This is a genomic window from Kitasatospora humi, from assembly GCF_020907985.1.
In the GTDB taxonomy this organism is placed as follows: Bacteria; Actinomycetota; Actinomycetes; order Streptomycetales; family Streptomycetaceae; genus Kitasatospora; species Kitasatospora humi.
This window is the reverse complement of record NZ_JAJJPA010000005.1, coordinates 211,833-227,812: the sequence shown is the minus strand read 5'-3', so window position 1 is coordinate 227,812 and position 15,980 is coordinate 211,833. Positions and strand designations below refer to the sequence as shown.

General features: G+C 73.5%; 15 protein-coding genes. 2 read left to right on the top strand and 13 right to left on the bottom strand.

Going from position 1 to position 15,980, the window contains the following annotated elements:
* Window positions 1–39 precede the first annotated feature (39 nt).
* The 4 genes from smc to LN042_RS07960 all read right to left on the bottom strand — a co-directional run bounded on the left by smc (window position 40) and on the right by LN042_RS07960 (window position 6,265).
* On the bottom strand, window positions 40–3,648 hold the full coding sequence (gene smc, locus LN042_RS07975) for a chromosome segregation protein SMC (protein ID WP_230049837.1): 3,609 nt from the start codon (window positions 3,646–3,648) through the stop codon (window positions 40–42).
* 240 nt (window positions 3,649–3,888) lie between these two features.
* Window positions 3,889–4,092: a hypothetical protein gene (locus LN042_RS07970; RefSeq protein ID WP_101382356.1), complete on the bottom strand. Its 204-nt coding sequence runs from the start codon at window positions 4,090–4,092 to the stop codon at window positions 3,889–3,891.
* 411 nt (window positions 4,093–4,503) lie between these two features.
* Window positions 4,504–4,785, bottom strand: a complete 282-nt coding sequence (locus LN042_RS07965; RefSeq protein WP_230049834.1) for an acylphosphatase — start codon at window positions 4,783–4,785, stop codon at window positions 4,504–4,506.
* A gap of 76 nt (window positions 4,786–4,861) precedes the next feature.
* A complete protein-coding gene (locus LN042_RS07960) occupies window positions 4,862–6,265 on the bottom strand; it encodes a hypothetical protein (RefSeq protein WP_230049832.1) in 1,404 nt (467 codons plus the stop codon).
* Between the two features lie 214 nt (window positions 6,266–6,479).
* Between LN042_RS07960 and LN042_RS07955 the strand changes: the two genes are divergently transcribed.
* Both LN042_RS07955 and LN042_RS07950 read left to right on the top strand, forming a co-directional pair.
* Window positions 6,480–7,064, top strand: coding sequence for a hypothetical protein (locus LN042_RS07955; RefSeq protein ID WP_230049830.1), 585 nt, complete (start codon window positions 6,480–6,482; stop codon window positions 7,062–7,064).
* Between the two features lie 29 nt (window positions 7,065–7,093).
* Window positions 7,094–8,008 (top strand): DMT family transporter, encoded by a 915-nt coding sequence (locus LN042_RS07950; protein ID WP_230049828.1) that lies wholly within the window; start codon window positions 7,094–7,096, stop codon window positions 8,006–8,008.
* Here LN042_RS07950 and mutM read toward each other — a convergent pair.
* From mutM to recG, 9 genes are all read right to left on the bottom strand, one after another.
* On the bottom strand, window positions 8,002–8,892 hold the full coding sequence (gene mutM / locus LN042_RS07945; protein WP_230049826.1) for a bifunctional DNA-formamidopyrimidine glycosylase/DNA-(apurinic or apyrimidinic site) lyase: 891 nt from the start codon (window positions 8,890–8,892) through the stop codon (window positions 8,002–8,004). The two genes, LN042_RS07950 and mutM, sit on opposite strands and share 7 nt — an antisense overlap.
* 17 nt (window positions 8,893–8,909) lie before the next feature.
* On the bottom strand, window positions 8,910–9,689 hold the full coding sequence (gene rnc, locus LN042_RS07940; RefSeq protein WP_230049824.1) for a ribonuclease III: 780 nt from the start codon (window positions 9,687–9,689) through the stop codon (window positions 8,910–8,912).
* A gap of 20 nt (window positions 9,690–9,709) precedes the next feature.
* Window positions 9,710–9,883: a 50S ribosomal protein L32 gene (gene rpmF, locus LN042_RS07935; RefSeq protein ID WP_035866499.1), complete on the bottom strand. Its 174-nt coding sequence runs from the start codon at window positions 9,881–9,883 to the stop codon at window positions 9,710–9,712.
* Window positions 9,884–9,885: 2 nt separating this feature from the next.
* Window positions 9,886–10,521, bottom strand: coding sequence for a YceD family protein (locus LN042_RS07930; RefSeq protein ID WP_230049822.1), 636 nt, complete (start codon window positions 10,519–10,521; stop codon window positions 9,886–9,888).
* Between the two features lie 176 nt (window positions 10,522–10,697).
* A complete protein-coding gene (locus LN042_RS07925) occupies window positions 10,698–11,846 on the bottom strand; it encodes a F0F1 ATP synthase subunit B family protein (protein WP_230049820.1) in 1,149 nt (382 codons plus the stop codon).
* Between the two features lie 72 nt (window positions 11,847–11,918).
* Window positions 11,919–12,410, bottom strand: a complete 492-nt coding sequence (gene coaD, locus LN042_RS07920; protein WP_230049818.1) for a pantetheine-phosphate adenylyltransferase — start codon at window positions 12,408–12,410, stop codon at window positions 11,919–11,921.
* Between the two features lie 60 nt (window positions 12,411–12,470).
* On the bottom strand, window positions 12,471–13,052 hold the full coding sequence (gene rsmD / locus LN042_RS07915; protein ID WP_308191778.1) for a 16S rRNA (guanine(966)-N(2))-methyltransferase RsmD: 582 nt from the start codon (window positions 13,050–13,052) through the stop codon (window positions 12,471–12,473).
* A 53-nt stretch (window positions 13,053–13,105) separates the two neighbouring features.
* The gene (locus tag LN042_RS07910) at window positions 13,106–13,615 is read right to left on the bottom strand and encodes a hypothetical protein (protein ID WP_230049814.1); all 510 of its coding nucleotides are present in this window, start codon (window positions 13,613–13,615) and stop codon (window positions 13,106–13,108) included.
* Window positions 13,616–13,730: 115 nt separating this feature from the next.
* The gene (gene recG, locus LN042_RS07905) at window positions 13,731–15,968 is read right to left on the bottom strand and encodes an ATP-dependent DNA helicase RecG (protein ID WP_230049813.1); all 2,238 of its coding nucleotides are present in this window, start codon (window positions 15,966–15,968) and stop codon (window positions 13,731–13,733) included.
* Between the last annotated feature and the right edge of the window lie 12 nt (window positions 15,969–15,980).

Sequence of the window (15,980 nt, the reverse complement as noted above, 5' to 3'; positions counted from 1 at the left end):
AACGGTAGCCAGTATCCGTGACGCGCGGCCGAACCGGGGTCAGGCGGGCTGGACGGTCTCGCGCCGTTGCGGCATCGGTACCTTCCGCTCCCGGTGCTCTTCGCGCAGCCGCTGGCTGATCACCTGGGAGATGCCGTCGCCCTTCATGGTGACGCCGTACAGGGCGTCGGCGCACTCCATGGTGAGCTTCTGATGCGTGATCACGATCAGCTGGGAGCTGTCCCGCAGCTCCTCCATGATCGCGATCAGCCGGCGCAGGTTGGTCTCGTCCAGCGCCGCCTCCACCTCGTCCATCACGTAGAACGGGCTGGGCCGGGCCTTGAAGATGGCCACCAGCAGGGCGACCGCGGTCAGCGAGCGCTCGCCGCCGGAGAGCAGTGACAGCCGCTTGACCTTCTTGCCCGGCGGGCGGGCCTCCACCTCCACCCCGGTGGCCAGCATGTCGTCCGGGTCGGTCAGCACCAGCCGGCCCTCACCCCCGGGGAAGAGCCGCGAGAAGACGCCCTCGAACTGGGCGGCGGTGTCGTGGAAGGCTGCCGTGAACAGCTCCTGCACCCGCTGGTCCACGTCCCGCACGATGTCCATCAGGTCCCGCCGGCTGCGCTTGAGGTCCTCCAGCTGCTCGCCGAGGAACTTGTGGCGCTCCTCCAGCGCGGCGAACTCCTCCAGCGCCAGCGGGTTGACCCTGCCCAGCTGCTGGTGGGCCTTCTCGGCCGCGCGCAGCCGCTTCTCCTGCTCGGCGCGGACGTACGGCCGCGGCTCACCGGGCTGCTCCCCCTCCTCGGGGGCGACCGGCGGCACCGGCTGGTCGGGACCGTACTCGGCCAGCAGCACCTGCGACTCGACGCCGAACTCCTCCAGCGCCTTGGTCTCCAACTGCTCGATCCGCAGCCGCTTCTCGGCGCGCAGCACCTCGTCCCGGTGGCCGGCGTCGACCAGCTTGTCCAGTTCGTCCTTGAGCTCCCGGCCCAGCTCGCGCGCCGCCCGCAGTTCGGCCTCCCGAGTGGCGCGGGCCTGCTCGATGCCGATGCGCTCGGCCTCGGCCCGGGCGGTGGAGACCTCCAGACAGGCGAGCAACTGCCGGGCGCCGGCCAGCACCGCGCCCGCCACCGCCGCCTCGTGCGCGGCACGGCGGGCCCGCTCGGCGGCCCGGACCCGGGCCTCCCGCTCGGCCCGGGCCGCCCGGTCCAGGCCGTCCGCCCGCCCGGCCAGCGAGCGGACCCGCTCCTCGTGGGTGCGCACCGCGAGCCGGGCCTCCAACTCCTGCTGGCGGGCCTGCGCGGACTGCTCGGCGAGCCGGTCACGCTCGCTCCGGTCGGGCTCGTCGGCGTCCTGGTCGGCCAGTTCCTCGGCCACCGCCAGCCGCTCGGCCAGCTCCTCGGCGGCCCGCACCGCCGCCTCCCGGCCCTCCTCGGCGGCCCGCAGCGCCGCAGCGGCGCGCTCCGCCTCGCCGGCGGCGGCCTTGGCCTGGCCGCCGAGCCGGCCCAGCGCGCCGGCCGTCCGGGCGCGCTGCTTCTCGGCACCGCGCTGCTCGGCGGCCAGCCGCTCCACGTCTGCGGACAGCTCGCGGCGCGCCTCCTCGGCCCGGGCGAGCCGCTCGGCGAGTTCGGCGCAGCGCGCGGTGAGCTCCTCGACCTGCCGGGCGGCGGCGTCCACCGCGGCCTGGGTCTCCAGTTGGCTGGGCGGGCCGGCCGCGCCGCCCTGGGCGAAGCCGGCGGACAGCAGGTCGCCCTCGGCGGTGACGGCGGTGAGCTCCGGGTGGGCGTCCAGCAGCCGCTGGGCGGCGTCCAGGTCGGCCACCACGGCGGTGTGCGCCAGCAGGGCGCGGACGGCGGGCAGCAGCTCGGCCGGACCGGTCAGCAGTTCGCCGGCCCGGCGCGCGCCGGCCGGCAGCGCGCCGGGCGCCGACAACCCGTCGGGGCCGCCGGACCCACCGGCGATCAGCAGCGCCGCCCGCCCGGCGTCCTCGGTGCGCAGCAGCCGCAGCGCCGCGACGGCGGCCGACCGGTCGCTGACCGCCACCGCGTCGGCGGCCGCACCGAGCGCCGCCGCCAGCGCCGCCTCGTCACCCGGAGCCACGGTGAGCAGCGCCGCCGCCGGGCCGAGCAGCCCGGTCAGCCGCTCCCCCGCCGCCAGCAGCGCGCCGGTGCCGTCCTTGCGGCGCAGCCCGAGCGCCAGGGCCTCGTGGCGGGCGGTCAGCGCGCTCAGCTCGCGCTCGGCGGCGGCGGCCGCCTCGCGGGCGCCGCTCAGCTCGCGTTCCGCGCCGGCCAGCCGGTCCCGCGCCTGCCCGTGCGCCGCCTCCAGCTGCTGGTCACCGCCCTCCAGTTCGGCCACCTGGTCACGCAGCTGCCGGTACTCGGCGCCGGCCGCCTCGGCGCGTGCCGCCGCCTCGTCCCGGGCCGCGGTCAGCCGCTCGATCTCGGCCTGGGCGCCGGCCGCCCGGGAGGCTGCCGCGGCGGCCTGCCCCTGGAGGCGGGCCAGCCCCTCGCGCCGGTCGGCGGCGGCCCGGGCGGCGCCGCGCAGCCGCTGCTCCTCGGCGGTGAGTTCGCGTTCCAGCTCGGCGCGGCGGGCCACCGCCTCGTCCAGCGCCTGCTGGGCCGCCTCCAGGGCCTCGCCGAGCGCGGCCTCCTCCTGCCGGACCCGTGCGGCCTCGGCGACCAGTTCCTCGGGGTCGCGGCCGCGCCGCTCCGGCTCGCCGCCGCTGGTGGCGTGCCGCACCCGGGCCTCGGCCAGCCCGATGGTGCCACGGGTCCGCTCGCCCAGCGCGGCCAGCTGGTACCAGGCGGTGCGGGCGGCCTCCAGGCGCGGCCCGAGCTGCTCCACCTGGGCCTCCAGCACGGCCTCGCGCTGCCGGGCGGTCAGCAGGTCCCGTTCCACCGTGTCCCGGCGCTGCCGCAGTGCCTGTTCGTCGGCGGCCTCGGCCTGGACGGCCTGGCGCAGGGTCAGCAGGTCGTCGGCGAGCAGCCGCAGCCGGGCGTCGCGCAGCTCGGCCTGGATGCCGGCGGCCCGCCGGGCGATCCGGGCCTGGCGGCCCAGCGGTCCGAGCTGCCGGCGCAGCTCGGCGACCAGGTCCTGCACCCGGTTGAGGTTGGCGGCCATTGCGTCCAGCTTCCGCAGCGCCTTCTCCTTGCGCTTGCGGTGCTTGAGCACCCCGGCGGCCTCCTCGATGAAGGCCCGGCGGCCCTGCGGGTCGGCGTGCAGCACCGAGTCGAGCCGGCCCTGGCCGACGATCACGTGCATCTCCCGGCCGATGCCGGAGTCGGAGAGCAGTTCCTGGATGTCCAGCAGCCGGCAGGTCTGGCCGTTCAGCGCGTAGTCGCTGCCGCCGTTGCGGAACATGGTGCGGGTGATCGTCACTTCGGCGTAGTCGATCGGCAGGGCGCCGTCGGCGTTGTCGATGGTGAGGCTGACCTCGGCCCGGCCGAGCGGCGGCCGGCCGCTGGTCCCGGCGAAGATGACGTCCTCCATCTTGCCGCCGCGCAGCGACTTGGCGCCCTGTTCACCCATGACCCAGGAGAGCGCGTCGACCACATTGGACTTGCCCGAGCCGTTCGGGCCGACCACGCAGGTGATGCCGGGTTCGAAGCGCAGCGTGGTCGCCGAGGCGAAGGACTTGAAGCCGCGCAGGGTCAGGCTCTTCAGGTGCACCCGTGAGACTGTAATCGCCGCCGTCGCCCGGTTTCGGTCGGCCGGGCCGTGGGCAGCCTGAGGAAAACACAGCTGGAGGTGGGTGGCGGTTCCAAGGGAAACCGGGGCGGGAACGACGAAGGGACGCCGCTGACGACGTCCCTGATGATCGCGTCCCGAGGTGTCGCGTCGGTGCGCGGCGAAATCGGCCTCCGCGACAAAATCGGCCGGTGTCTAGCCGGTCGATTCGATCCCGAATGTTCAGGTGAGTGCGGGCTCCCGCTGCCCGAGATCGATGCTGTCGAGCAAGGAGTGCTCGGCAGCGACAGCGACGAGCGCGTTGTTCTCGGCCTGCATCCGAACGAGTTCGGCCTCCAGGTCCAAGACGCGCTGCTGAAGCCGTCGCATCTCGGAGAGCATTCGCGGGTCGGGGCCGCCGACGTACCCGAGAAGCGCCTTTGCCATGATGAATGGTCCTCCACGCTGAGTGACCGAACCGGTACGGTACAGGTCGAGGGGAAGGGGTGACGCACGCGCTGCACGACAAGGGCAGTGCCGGCTCGGCACCACAGGTCAGGCACGGTGGATTGTGCGGCCACAGGGCATGACCTTGCTCAAAATCGCCGTCACGTGCGCGGGCTTCCAGCGTCTCACCAAAGACCGTACGGGTCAACACGATCACCGCGCGCTACAACGCCGCTGTCACCTGCATGGCGGTTGACTCACGCCATGGGCAGCGGCGAACACACCGCTGACGCGGTGGATCACTGCACGATGCGGAGTCAACCACGGACGGAGCGAAATGGCAACCGTCGAACAACACGGGTTGACACCGGTCCCAACAGCGCGTGGCCGCCCGGTCGGTGCCGCACGGGCTCAGCGGATCGCGAAGCCGTCGTAGCCGGGCCGGACGGCGCCCCAGATCTCGGTCACCCCGGTGACCCGCCCGGGGGTGCCGGGGCCGCGCAGCAGCTCCAGCAGCCGCTCGCAGTCGGCCCGGGTGCCTTGGGCGACCACCTGGACCCGCCCGTCCGGAAGGTTGGAGGTGTAGCCGGTGAGTCCGCCGATCTCCAGCGCGCGGGCCCTGGTCCACCAGCGGAAGCCGACCTCCTGGACCTTGCCGCGCACCCAGGCGGTGGCTCGGACGTGCTCGTGCATCCGTCGATTATGCCGGTGGCCCGTCCGCCGGGAGGAGGAGCGGACGGGCCACCGGACGGGCAGCGGGCCGGCGGGCCTACCAGTCGCCGCCGCCGAAGTCGCCACCGCCGAAGTCGGAGCCACCACCGAAGTCGCCGCCGAAGTCGGAGCCACCGCCGAAGTCGGAGCCGTTGAAGCCGCCGAAGTCGTTGCTGTCGAAGTCGCCGCCGGAGAAGTCGCCGCCCTCGTACCGCTCGTGGCCCCCGTCGAAGCCACCGCCGAAGCCGCCGCCGTCGTAGCCGTAGGCCGGCGGGGCCGAGAAGACCGAGCCCAGCATCGTGCCGACCAGCAGGCCGGGCAGCAGGCCGGAGCCGTAGCCGCCGAAGTAGCCGCCCGCCCACGGGCCGTAGACCGGGCCGGCGTTCCAGTAGGGCTGCGGGCCCTGGTCGGTCTGCACGGTGCGGATCGCCGGGTCCTGGCCGCCGGCCAGCCGCATCGCGTCGGCGGTGCAGACCGGCACCTGGCGCGGCGCGCCGCCGGCCGGCGACCACATCGCGTCCTGCACCGAGGGGCCGTGCCGCGGGTCGAAGAAGCACGGCGGGCGGCGCTCGGGCAGCGACCGGCCCTCACGGCGGGCCGCCAGGGTGGCCAGCGAGAACCGGCCGTCCTCCAGCGCGGTGGTCACCGCGGTGACGTCCTCCGGCCGGGTGGCCGCGTCCATCAGCTTCTTGGCGGACTCGTAGGAGTCCAGCGCGCGGGTGTAGTCGGCGCGCTGGGCGTCGTCCGCGCTCGGCGCGCCGGGGTTGAAGTCCAGCCGGTCCAGTTCCTCGCCGAAGGCGGTGATGTCCTCGTCCACCACGGTGCGCAGCGCGCGCAGCTCGGCGGCCCGCTTCTCGGCCTTGAGCTTGCGGGAGCGGCGGACCAGCAGGAAGGCGCCGACGCCGACCAGGGCGAGCAGCACCAGCGGCACCACGATCATCGCGGTGCTGAACTTGGACGAGCCGGGCGCGTGGCCGGACACCTTCGGCGCGGCGTTGGTGACGAAATCGGTCAGTGTGCCGTTGATGTCACCGTGGTGCGAGTCGTAGGCGGCCTGAGCGTAGTTCCGCGCGGTCTGGGTGTTCAGCGCGCTCGGGTCGCTCCGCACGCCGAACTGGTCGCCGCGCCAGACGGCGTAGACACCGGTGATGCCCGCCTTGGTGCGCAGGTCGCTGAAGACGGTCTTCGCCGGGTACTGCGGGCTGTCCGGGACGACCGCCACCATGATCGGCTTGTCGGCGTCCTCGATCTTCTTGGTCAGGGCGTCGGCCTGGGCCTGGGAGAACCGGCCGGTCATGGCCGGGTCGACGTAGACCTTGCCTTGCTTGAGGGAGGCGGCGGCGTCGTCCAGCCCGCCGGACGCCATGGCGGTCCCGGGCAGGAGCAGGAGCAGCAGTCCGACCAGGAGGGCCAGGACTGCTGCCGGACCCCCCGCCCGGGAGCGGCGAAGAACGATTCTCATGCTCCAGACGCTACCGGGCCGCTCATCGAAGCGATCAGGAGCTCCCGGTTCCGGATGCCCGGCCGCGGAGCCACCCGACCGGCCAACTCCGCGATGCGGCAAGGCGCTTGCCGGTCACCCCAAGAACATGCCAAGACCAGGCCAAGGTTCTTTCTCTTACGCAACAGTTACGTTCGCCACTCGGCGGACCTCCCGAGGGACGAGGTTGGGAATCATGGCAGGGCAACGGGCTTCCGCGCTCACCGGTGACGAAGCGACCCGGCCCCGCGGCCGCACCCGGGGCCGGGCCGCGCTGCCCGGTCCGCGTCGCGCCGCGGACGGGCCGGGCGCCGGGCGGGTCGGCGCGCGTGCCCTGGCGCGCGCCAGGGCACGCGCCCACTGCCGCGCCCGGCGGCTGACCTCCGGGCAGGTGCTGACCGTCTCGCTGGGCCTGCCGGTGGTCGGGGCGCTCGCCGACGAGCTGCGCGGCTCCGCGCCGGCCGGCGTCTTCGGGGTGCTCACGGTGGCGGGCGCCACCGCCGGGGCCTGGCTGGCGACCCGGGCCGGCTGGTGGTGGGTGGTCACCGCGATCGCCCCGGTGGTGCTGGGGACCACGGCCGGCGCGGAGCTGCTGGCCCAGGGCGAGCGCTACGGCGACGCCAAGGCCCTGGCCGCCGGGGCCGCCAGGTGGGCCGTGCACGGATTCCCGGTGATGGTCACGGCGATGGCGGCGGCCGGGAGCGCGATCGGGCTGCGGTTGCTGTGCGAGCGCCGCAACCGCACCAGGCGTGTTCTCGGGGCCGACGACGACAGGGCATAGTGGGGATCACACCCTCGTCAGGAGTATTTGTGATCATCGGCTTGGTGACCGCCGTCGCGGCCTCCACCTGCTACGGACTCGGCTCGGTGCTGCAGGCCGTGGGCTCCCGCCGCTCGGCCCGCCAGGAGGCCGCCGACCAGCCCGACCGGCAGCTCACCGAGCACGGCGGCCCGAGCCTCAACTCCACCGCCAAGGCCGTGGTCACCTGGGAGTTCCTGCTCGGCACGGTGCTGGACTTCGTCGGGTTCGCGCTCGCCGCGCTCGCCTCCCGGCTGCTGCCGCTCTTCCTCTCCCAGACGGTGATCAGCGCCAACCTGGTGATCACCGCGCTGGCCAGCGTCAAGATGCTCGGCCTGCGGCTGCGCCGACCGGAGTGGGCGGCGATCGGCACGGTCTGCGGTGCGCTGGTGCTCCTGGCCATCGCCGCCGGCCCGGAGGGCCACACCCACACCTCGCTCGGCTCGCACTGGGCGTTGCTGCTGATCTCGGTGGTGCTGATCTCCGGCGGCACCCTGCTGGTGCGCCGGCTGGGCGCGCGCGGCGCGGTGGTGGCCGGGCTGCTCTCCGGCCTGCTCTTCGGCGCGCTCGGGATCGGGGTGCGGGTGCTCGGCGGCCTCAACCCGTTCGACCTCGGCACGCTGCTCGGCGATCCGGCCCTGTACGCGATCGTGGTCGGCGGCCTGGGCGGGATGTACCTGCACACGGTGGCGCTGCAGGTCGGCTCGGTGAACGGCGCGACGGCCGCCCTGGTGGTGGGCGAGACCGTGCTGCCCGGGGTGATCGGAGTGGTCTGGCTGGGCGACGCGACCCGGGCCGGCCTGTCCTGGCTGGGCCTGGTCGGCTTCGTGCTCGCGGTGGTCGGCGCGGTCGCGGTGGCCCACTACGGGGAGGGCGAGGGCGCGCTGCACCCGGAGGCCAAGGAGCGGCAACCGGCGCGTCAGTAGGCGCGCTGGCGCGGCACGCGCTGGCAGCGCGGGCAGAAGTAGCTGGAGCGGTTCATCCAGGCCGCCCGGCGGATCGGGGTGCCGCAGCGGTAACAGGGCTCGCCCTCGCGCCCGTAGGCGTCCAGCGAGCGGGAGAAGTAGCCGCTCTCGCCGTTGACGTTGACGTAGAGGCTGTCGAAGCTGGTGCCGCCGACCGCCAGCGCGGCCGTCATCACCTCCCGGGCGTTGGCCAGCAGGGTGGCGGCCAGCGGACGGGTCAGGGTCTCGGTGGGGCGGTCGTAGTGCAGTTTGGAGCGCCACAGCGCCTCGTCGGCGTAGATGTTGCCGACGCCGCTGATCAGCGACTGGTCGAGCAGCGCCCGCTTCACGGTGGTGCGCTTGGCGCGCAGCGCGGTGAAGAACCCGGCGTCGTCGAAGAGCGGGTCCAGCGGGTCGCGGGCGATGTGGGCGAGCGCGGCGGGCAGGCCCTGGGCGTCGCCCGGCCCGTCGAACAGCAGGTCGTCGACGGCCAGGTGGCCGAAGGTGCGCTGGTCCACGAAGCGCAGTTCGCGGCCGCCGTCGGTGAACCGCAGCCGGATCCGCAGATGGGTCTCGTCGGGCACGGCCGGGTCCTGCACCAGCAGCTGACCGCTCATCCCGAGGTGCCCGAGCAGGGCGCTGCGGCGATCCCCGGCGGCCTCGTCGACCGGAAGCCACAGGTACTTGCCGCGGCGCCGGGCCGGGCCCAGGACGCGGCCGGTCAGCCGGGCGGCGAAGTCCAGGCCGCCGCCGGTCTGCCGGCGCACCGCGCGGGGGTGGCAGACCTCGACCTCGGCCACGGTCCGGCCGGAGACCCAGCGGTCCAGGCCGCGTCGGACCACCTCGACCTCGGGGAGTTCGGGCATCGGCCGGCTCGCCGCCCTCAGGCTGCGGGTGCGGTCGGGTCGCCGTACTTGGCCTTGATGGCCCGCCAGGCGCTCTCGGCGGCCTTCTGCTCGGCCTCCTTCTTGGAGCGGCCGGTGCCGCTGCCGAAGGCCTCGCCGGCCACCCGGGCCGCGGCGTTGAAGGTCTTCTCGTGGTCCGGACCGGACTCCTCGACCACGTACTCCGGCACGCCGATGCCCACCTGGGCGGTCAGCTCCTGCAGGCTGGTCTTCCAGTCCAGACCGGCGCCCAGCTGCGAGGACTCCGCGATCAGCGGGTCGAACAACCGGTGGACGAACTCGGTGGCGGCGTCCAGGCCCTGGTCCAGGTAGACGGCGCCGATGATCGCCTCGACGGTGTCCGCGAGGATCGAGGACTTGTCACGTCCACCGGTGCCCTCCTCGCCCTTGCCGAGCCGGATGAAGGCACCGAGGTTTAGGCCGCGGCCGACCTCGGCGAGCGCGCGCGAATTGACCACCGCGGCGCGCAACTTGGCGAGCGTGCCCTCCGGGACGTCCGGGTGGATGCGGTAGAGGGTGTCGGTCACCACCAGGCCCAGCACCGAGTCGCCCAGGAACTCCAGGCGCTCGTTGGTGGGCAGCCCGCCGTTCTCGTACGCGAACGAGCGGTGTGTCAGGGCACGTACCAGAAGGGCGCGCTCAAGCGTGTACCCGAGGCGCCCTTCCAGAACGTCGTATGCGGTCGAAGCCGGCCCGCTGCCCGGTTCACCCCCGCTTTTGCGGGGACCCGACTTGCGGGAGGAGTGAGCGTCCGACATCGATCCGTCCACCCCGCCGATCAGACCGAGAGGACCTGGCGACGGTTGTACGTGCCGCAGCTCGGGCACGCGATGTGCGCGAGCTTCGGCTCGTGGCAGCGGTCGCACGCGACGAGCGCGGGGACAACGGCCTTCCAGTTGCTACGGCGGTGGCGCGTGTTGCTGCGCGACATCTTCCGCTTCGGAACAGCCACGGCTACTTCTCCTGGTTCTCCGCGAGACCCTCACGGGTGTCGCTGGTCTTCTCGTCACCCTCGTCGCCGTGGCCGGCGGAGAGTCCCTGCAGAGCCGCCCACCGGGGGTCGACGGCATCGTGGTGGTGGTCCGGGTCCTCGTTGAGCAGCGCCCCGCACTCGGAGCACAGGCCCAGGCAGTCTTCCCGGCACACCGGCTGCAGCGGCAGTGCGAGCACCACCGCGTCACGCAGCACCGGTTCGAGGTCGAAGAAATCGCCCTCCAACCGGTAAGTCTCTTCCTCGTCCTCGTCGGACTCGTCGTCCTGGGAGGTCGCCCGGCCGCGCTCGTCGGTCTCCGGGTAGTAGTACAGCTCCTGGAAGTCGACGTCGAGTTCGTCCTCGACCGGCTCCAGGCAGCGCACGCACTCGCCGGTCACCTCGGCCTCGGCGGTACCCGTGACGAGCACGCCCTCGACCACCGACTCCAGCCGCAGCTCCAGCGCGATCTCGCTGCCGACCGGGACGCCGATGACGTCCTCGATGCCGAAGCCCTCGGGCGCCTGGAGGGTGCGGGAGACCTCGCGCATCGAACCGGGGCGGCGGCCGAGCTCATGCGTGTCGAACACGAGCGGGTCGCGGTGGTCGAGGCGGTTCACGGTTCCTGACTTCCTGGCGGCGGGCGCATCCCTGCGGCGCGCGGTGCGGTCTGTGTGGTCCGGGTCACGCACGAGGGGTGCGCGGGCAGCCGAACGATCCGGCATTCAAAAGGGCCGGAGTGGTCAGCGTACCCGAGAGCGCGCCCAGGCCCAACTTCGCGCCCTGCGCCGCCGGCTCAGCGGCCGCCGAGCTCGCGCAGCCGGGTCATGTCGATCATGCTGGTGTCGAAGAAGCTGGTCTCGTCCAGCGCCGGCTGCTGGCCGCCACCCTGCTGGTAGCCCTGGTACTGCTGGGGTTGGTAGCCGGGCTGCGGCGGAACCTGGTAGCCGCCGGGCGGCTCCTGGTACCCGGTGCCGTAGCCGGTCGCGTACGGGTCGGCGTGCTCGGGCTGCTGGTAGCCGCCGTACTGGCCGTGGCCGTAGGCCGCCGCGGCGGGGTCGTAGCCGCCGCCGTACGGGTCCTGGTACTCACCGGGGTAGGCGGCCAGGGCGGGCTGCTGGGTCGGGTAGCCGCCCTGCTCGGGGGCCTGCGGCCAGCCGCCCTCGACGCCGCCCTGCTGGCCCGGCCAGGCCGCGGCGGCCGGCTGCTGGTCCGGCTCGCGGTACCAGGGCCGCTCCTCCTCGCCGTCGGCGGCGAAGCCCGCGGCCACCGCCTCGGCCCGGTCCTTCTGCTCCTGGGCCTCGTCGGCGAGGGCGAGGTAGGCGGCCAGCTCGTCGATCGGCTTCTTGCCGAGCAGCTTGTCGCGGCCCCGGCCGACCGCCTCCAGGGTGCCGCTGAGCACCGCCTGCAGGGTGGCGAGCTTGGCGTCGACGTACTCGTCGACCTCCGGGCTGGGGCTGGTGCGCGACTGGAACTCCTCGCCGTCCTCGGCCTCGTAGCCGCCCTCGCCGCGCAGCTTGTCGCGGCCGCGGCCGACCGCGCCCAGCGTCTTGGTGAGCACCACCTCGAAGTTGGCCAGCTTGGAGTCGACGTAGTCGTCGGCCTCCTGGCGCTTGACCGAGACCTCCTCGCGGGCCTCGGCCATGATCTTGTCGGCCTCGGCCTGGGCGCGGCGGACCACCTCGGTGTCGGAGATCAGCGAGCCCCGCTCGGCGTGCGCGCCCTGGATGATTCGCTCGGCCTCCCCGCGGGCGTCGGCCACCATCTGCTCGTGGTCGGCCATCACGGACTGCGCCTGCGCGAGCTCCGCCGGCAGCGACTCGCGCAGCTCGCGCAGCATCGCGACCAGCTCGGCCCGGTTCACCACACAGGACGCCGACATGGGCATCGACCTGGCGCTCTCGACCACGCCGATGATCTCGTCGACTCTGTTCTGCACGTCCACGGGGCTTCCGTCTTTCCGTGAGTAACCGCGGGGCGGGGATACCGACTGTACGTCAGAATCCGCGCCCCCCTCTCACCGTTCGGCGGCCCGCTCGGCGATCCGGTCCACCAGGCGGCGGTGCACGGTGGGCGGGATCAGGTGCGAGACGTCACGCCCGTAGCCCGCGACCTCCTTGACCAGCGTCGACGACAGGAAGCTGTAGGTCGGCGAGGTGGGCACGAAGAGGGTCTCCACGCCGGTCAGGCCGCGGTTCATCTGCGCCATCTGCAGCTCGTAGTCGAAGTCGCTGACCGCGCGCAGGCCCTTCACGATGGCCGGGATGCCGCGCTCCAGGCAGAAGTCCACCAGCAGGCCGTGGTGCGACTCGACCCTGACGTTGCCGTACTGCGCGCAGGTCTCCTCGATCATCTCGATCCGCTCCTCGACACTGAAGAGCCCCCGCTTGTTCTGGTTGATCAGCACCGCGACGTACACCTCGTCGTAGAGCTTGGATGCCCGTTCGATGATGTCGAGGTGCCCGTTGGTGATCGGGTCGAAGGACCCGGGACAGACGGCGCGGCGCATTTCGGTGGTGTCCCTTTCGGCAAGTCGCTGGATCGCTGCGGAGCTCGGCGGGGCCGGGCCTCAGACGGCCTGTCCGTACCAGAGCGTGCCCTCGCCGTAGCGGCGGGAGCGGAGCGCTTCGAAGCCCCCGGGCCAGGCGAACTCGCCGCCCCGGGTGCTGCGTTCCACGGTGACGAGTGCGTCGTCCGTGATCCAGCCCCCAGCCCGGAGTGTGATCAGCATCTCGCGCACCTCGGCGTCGCCCACCGCATAGGGCGGATCCAGGAAGACCAGGTCGAACGGGGTCGACGGGACCGGTCCCGCCACCACCCGCTCGGCCCGCTCGGCCCGCACCTCCGCGCCGGGCAGGCCGACCGTCTTCACATTGGCCCGGACCACCCGGGCCGCCGCCGCGTCCGCCTCCACCAGCAGCACCCGCTCGGCGCCCCGGGAGAGCGCCTCCAGGCCGACCGCGCCGGAGCCGGCGTACAGGTCGAGCAGCCGGGCCCCGGCCAGGGTGCCGCGCAGCGACTCCAGGGTGGAGAACATCGCCTCGCGGGCCTTGTCGGAGGTCGGCCGGGTACCCCGGCCGGGCGGGACGGCCAGCCGACGGCCGCCGGCCGCCCCGGCGATGACGCGGGTCATACCCATCCTTCGTGCGATCGGTCTCGGGTACGACCACGCTATACGGGGCGACCGGCGGCCCGGGCGACGGGTTACTCCTGCGGGGTTGCGCCGAGCAGGGCCGGCGAGGCGTACCGCGACCAGGACAGGCAGCCGTCCGGCGGGCAGAACTCGGGGCGCCGCGGGTCGTGGCCGAGCTCGCGCAGCTTGGTGCGGACCGAGTCGGGCGTGCGGCCGAACCGGGCGGCGATCCGGGCGATGCTCTCGCCCTCGTGGAACCGCCGGGTCAGCTCCTCCTCGTGCTGCGGCACCCAGGGGGCCCCGTGGCCGGGGTAGAGCTCGCGCAGCACGTCGCGGTCGGGGATCGGCTCGGAGACGTCGGCCACGATCGCCAGCGCGCGCAGCGCCCGGTTGAGCGCGATCCGCAGGTTGGCCACGTCCTCCACCGGGAGCCGCAGCCGGCCGCTGGCCAGCGGGGCGGCCGCGGCCCCCTCGCGCCAGCCGGTCAGGGTGAGGGTGACCTCGCGGTCGTCGTCGCTGGCCAGCTCGACCCGGAACACCTTGTCGCCCAGCGGAAGCTCGTTGAGATGACGGAATGCCATGTGAGAACCCCCAAGTGTCGTGCCAGGAATGCACGTTGGCTGCGTCCTGAACACCTTCATCCTCTCTCGGGGCACTGACAATTCCGGCCCGGCCGGCCCGAACGCGAAGGACCGCTCAGCCCTTCTCCAGATAGGCCGCGCGATCCTCGTCGAGCAGCCCGGCCAGCTCCGCGCGCAGCTCCTGGTGCTCCGCCAACTCCGGGTCGGCGGCGACCAGTCGGGCCGCCTCCTCGCGGGCCGCGGCGATCACCTCCTCGTCGTCCAGCACCGAGAGCACCTTCAGCGAGGAGCGCACCCCGGACTGCGCCTGGCCCAGCACATCGCCCTCGCGGCGCTGCTCCAGGTCGATCCGGGAGAGCTCGAAGCCGTCCAGGGTGCCGGCCACCGCGTCCAGCCGGGCCCGCGCGGCGGAGCCGGCCGGCATCTCGCTGACCAGCAGGCACAGGCCCGGCGCGGAACCCCGGCCCACCCGGCCGCGCAGCTGGTGCAGTTGGGAGACCCCGAAGCGGTCGGCGTCCATGATGACCATCGCGGTGGAGTTGGGCACGTTGACGCCCACCTCGATCACCGTGGTGGCGACCAGCACGTCGACCTGGCCGGCCGCGAACCGGCGCATCACGTCGTCCTTCTGCTCCGGGGCGAGGCGGCCGTGCAGGATCTCCAGCCGCAGCCCGGCCAGCGGGCCCCTGGCCAGCATCTCGGCGGTCTCCACCACCGACAGCGGCGGGCGCCGCTCGTCGCTGCCCGAGCCGGCGTCCGCGCCCGCCGGCTCCTCCAAGTCCTCGGGGGCCCGGCGCTTCTTCTTCGCCGCCTTGGGGTCGTCCTCCTCGTCGCCGATCCGCGGGCAGACCACGTAGGCCTGGTGCCCCTTGGCGACCTCCTCGCGGATCCGCTCCCAGGCCCGGGTGAGGAAGTTGGGCTTCTCCAGGGCCGGCACCACATGGGTGGAGATCGGCGAACGGCCGGCCGGCAGCTGGTCCAGCACCGACGTCTCCAGATCGCCGAAGACGGTCATCGCGACCGTGCGGGGGATCGGGGTGGCGGTCATCACCAGCAGGTGCGGCGGCTGGCCGCCCTTGGCGCGCAGCGCGTCGCGCTGCTCCACGCCGAACCGGTGCTGCTCGTCCACCACCACCAGGCCGAGGTCCTGGAACTGCACCTTGTCCTCGATCAGGGCGTGGGTGCCGATGGTGATCCCGGCGTTGCCGCAGGCCATGTCGGAGAGCGTCCGCCGGCGGGCCGGCGCGCCCATCGAGCCGGTCAGCAGCGCCACTCCGGTGCCGATCTCGGAGCCCCCGAGCATCCCGCCCTCGGCCAACTCCCCCATCATCTCGACGATCGAGCGGTGGTGCTGCTGGGCCAGCACCTCGGTGGGCGCGAGCAGCACGGCCTGCCCGCCGGCGTCCACCACGGCGAGCATCGCGCGCAGCGCCACCAGGGTCTTCCCCGAGCCGACCTCGCCCTGCAGCAGCCGGTGCATCGGGTGCTCGGAGGCCAGGTCGGCGAAGATCTCCCGGCCGACCGCCTGCTGGCCACCGGTCAGGGTGAACGGCAGCTTGGCGTCGAACGCCTCCAGCAGGCCGCCGCCCCGCACCGGGCGGGGCTTGGCCGGCAGCGCGCCGGCGGCGGCCCGGCGCTGGGCCAGCGCGATCTGCAGCACGAAGGCCTCGTCCCACCGCAGCCTCTCCCTGGCCCGCTCCAACTCGGCCCGGCTGCGCGGGCGGTGGATCAGCTCCAGGGCCTCGGGCAGTCCGATCAGGCCGCGGTCGGCGCGCAGTTCGGCCGGCAGCGGCTCACCGACCTCGTCCAGCCGGGTGTCCAGGGCCAGCTCGACCGCCTTGGCCAGCTTCCAGCTGGGCAGTTGGGCGCTGGCCGGGTAGACCGGGATCAGCCGGCCGGCGAACTGCTCGGCCGTGCCCGTCTGATCCTGACCGGCCCCCTCCTCCTGGTCCAGCAGTTGGTAGTCCGGCGAGGCCAGCTGCCTGGTCCGGTTGAACAGGCCGACCTTGCCGGCGAACAGGCCCTGGGCGCCCGGCCGCAGCTCCTTCTGCCGCCAGCCCTGGTTGAAGAAGACCAGGGTGAGCCTGCTGCGCCCGTCGGTGACGATCACCTCCAGGCGGTCGCCCTTGCGACCGCGGAACGGGATCAGCGTCACCTTCTCGATCCGGGCCAGCACGGTGACGTGCTCGTCCACCTGGAGGTCGTCCAGGCTGGTCAGCTCGCCGCGCTCGGCGTACCGGCGCGGGTAGTGGTGCAGCAGGTCGCCGACCGTGCGCAGCTTGAGGCTGTCGGCGAGCACCTTCGCGGTGCGGTCGCCGACCAGCTTGGTCAGGGGTTCGTCGAGAGCGGCCATCACGCCCTATGG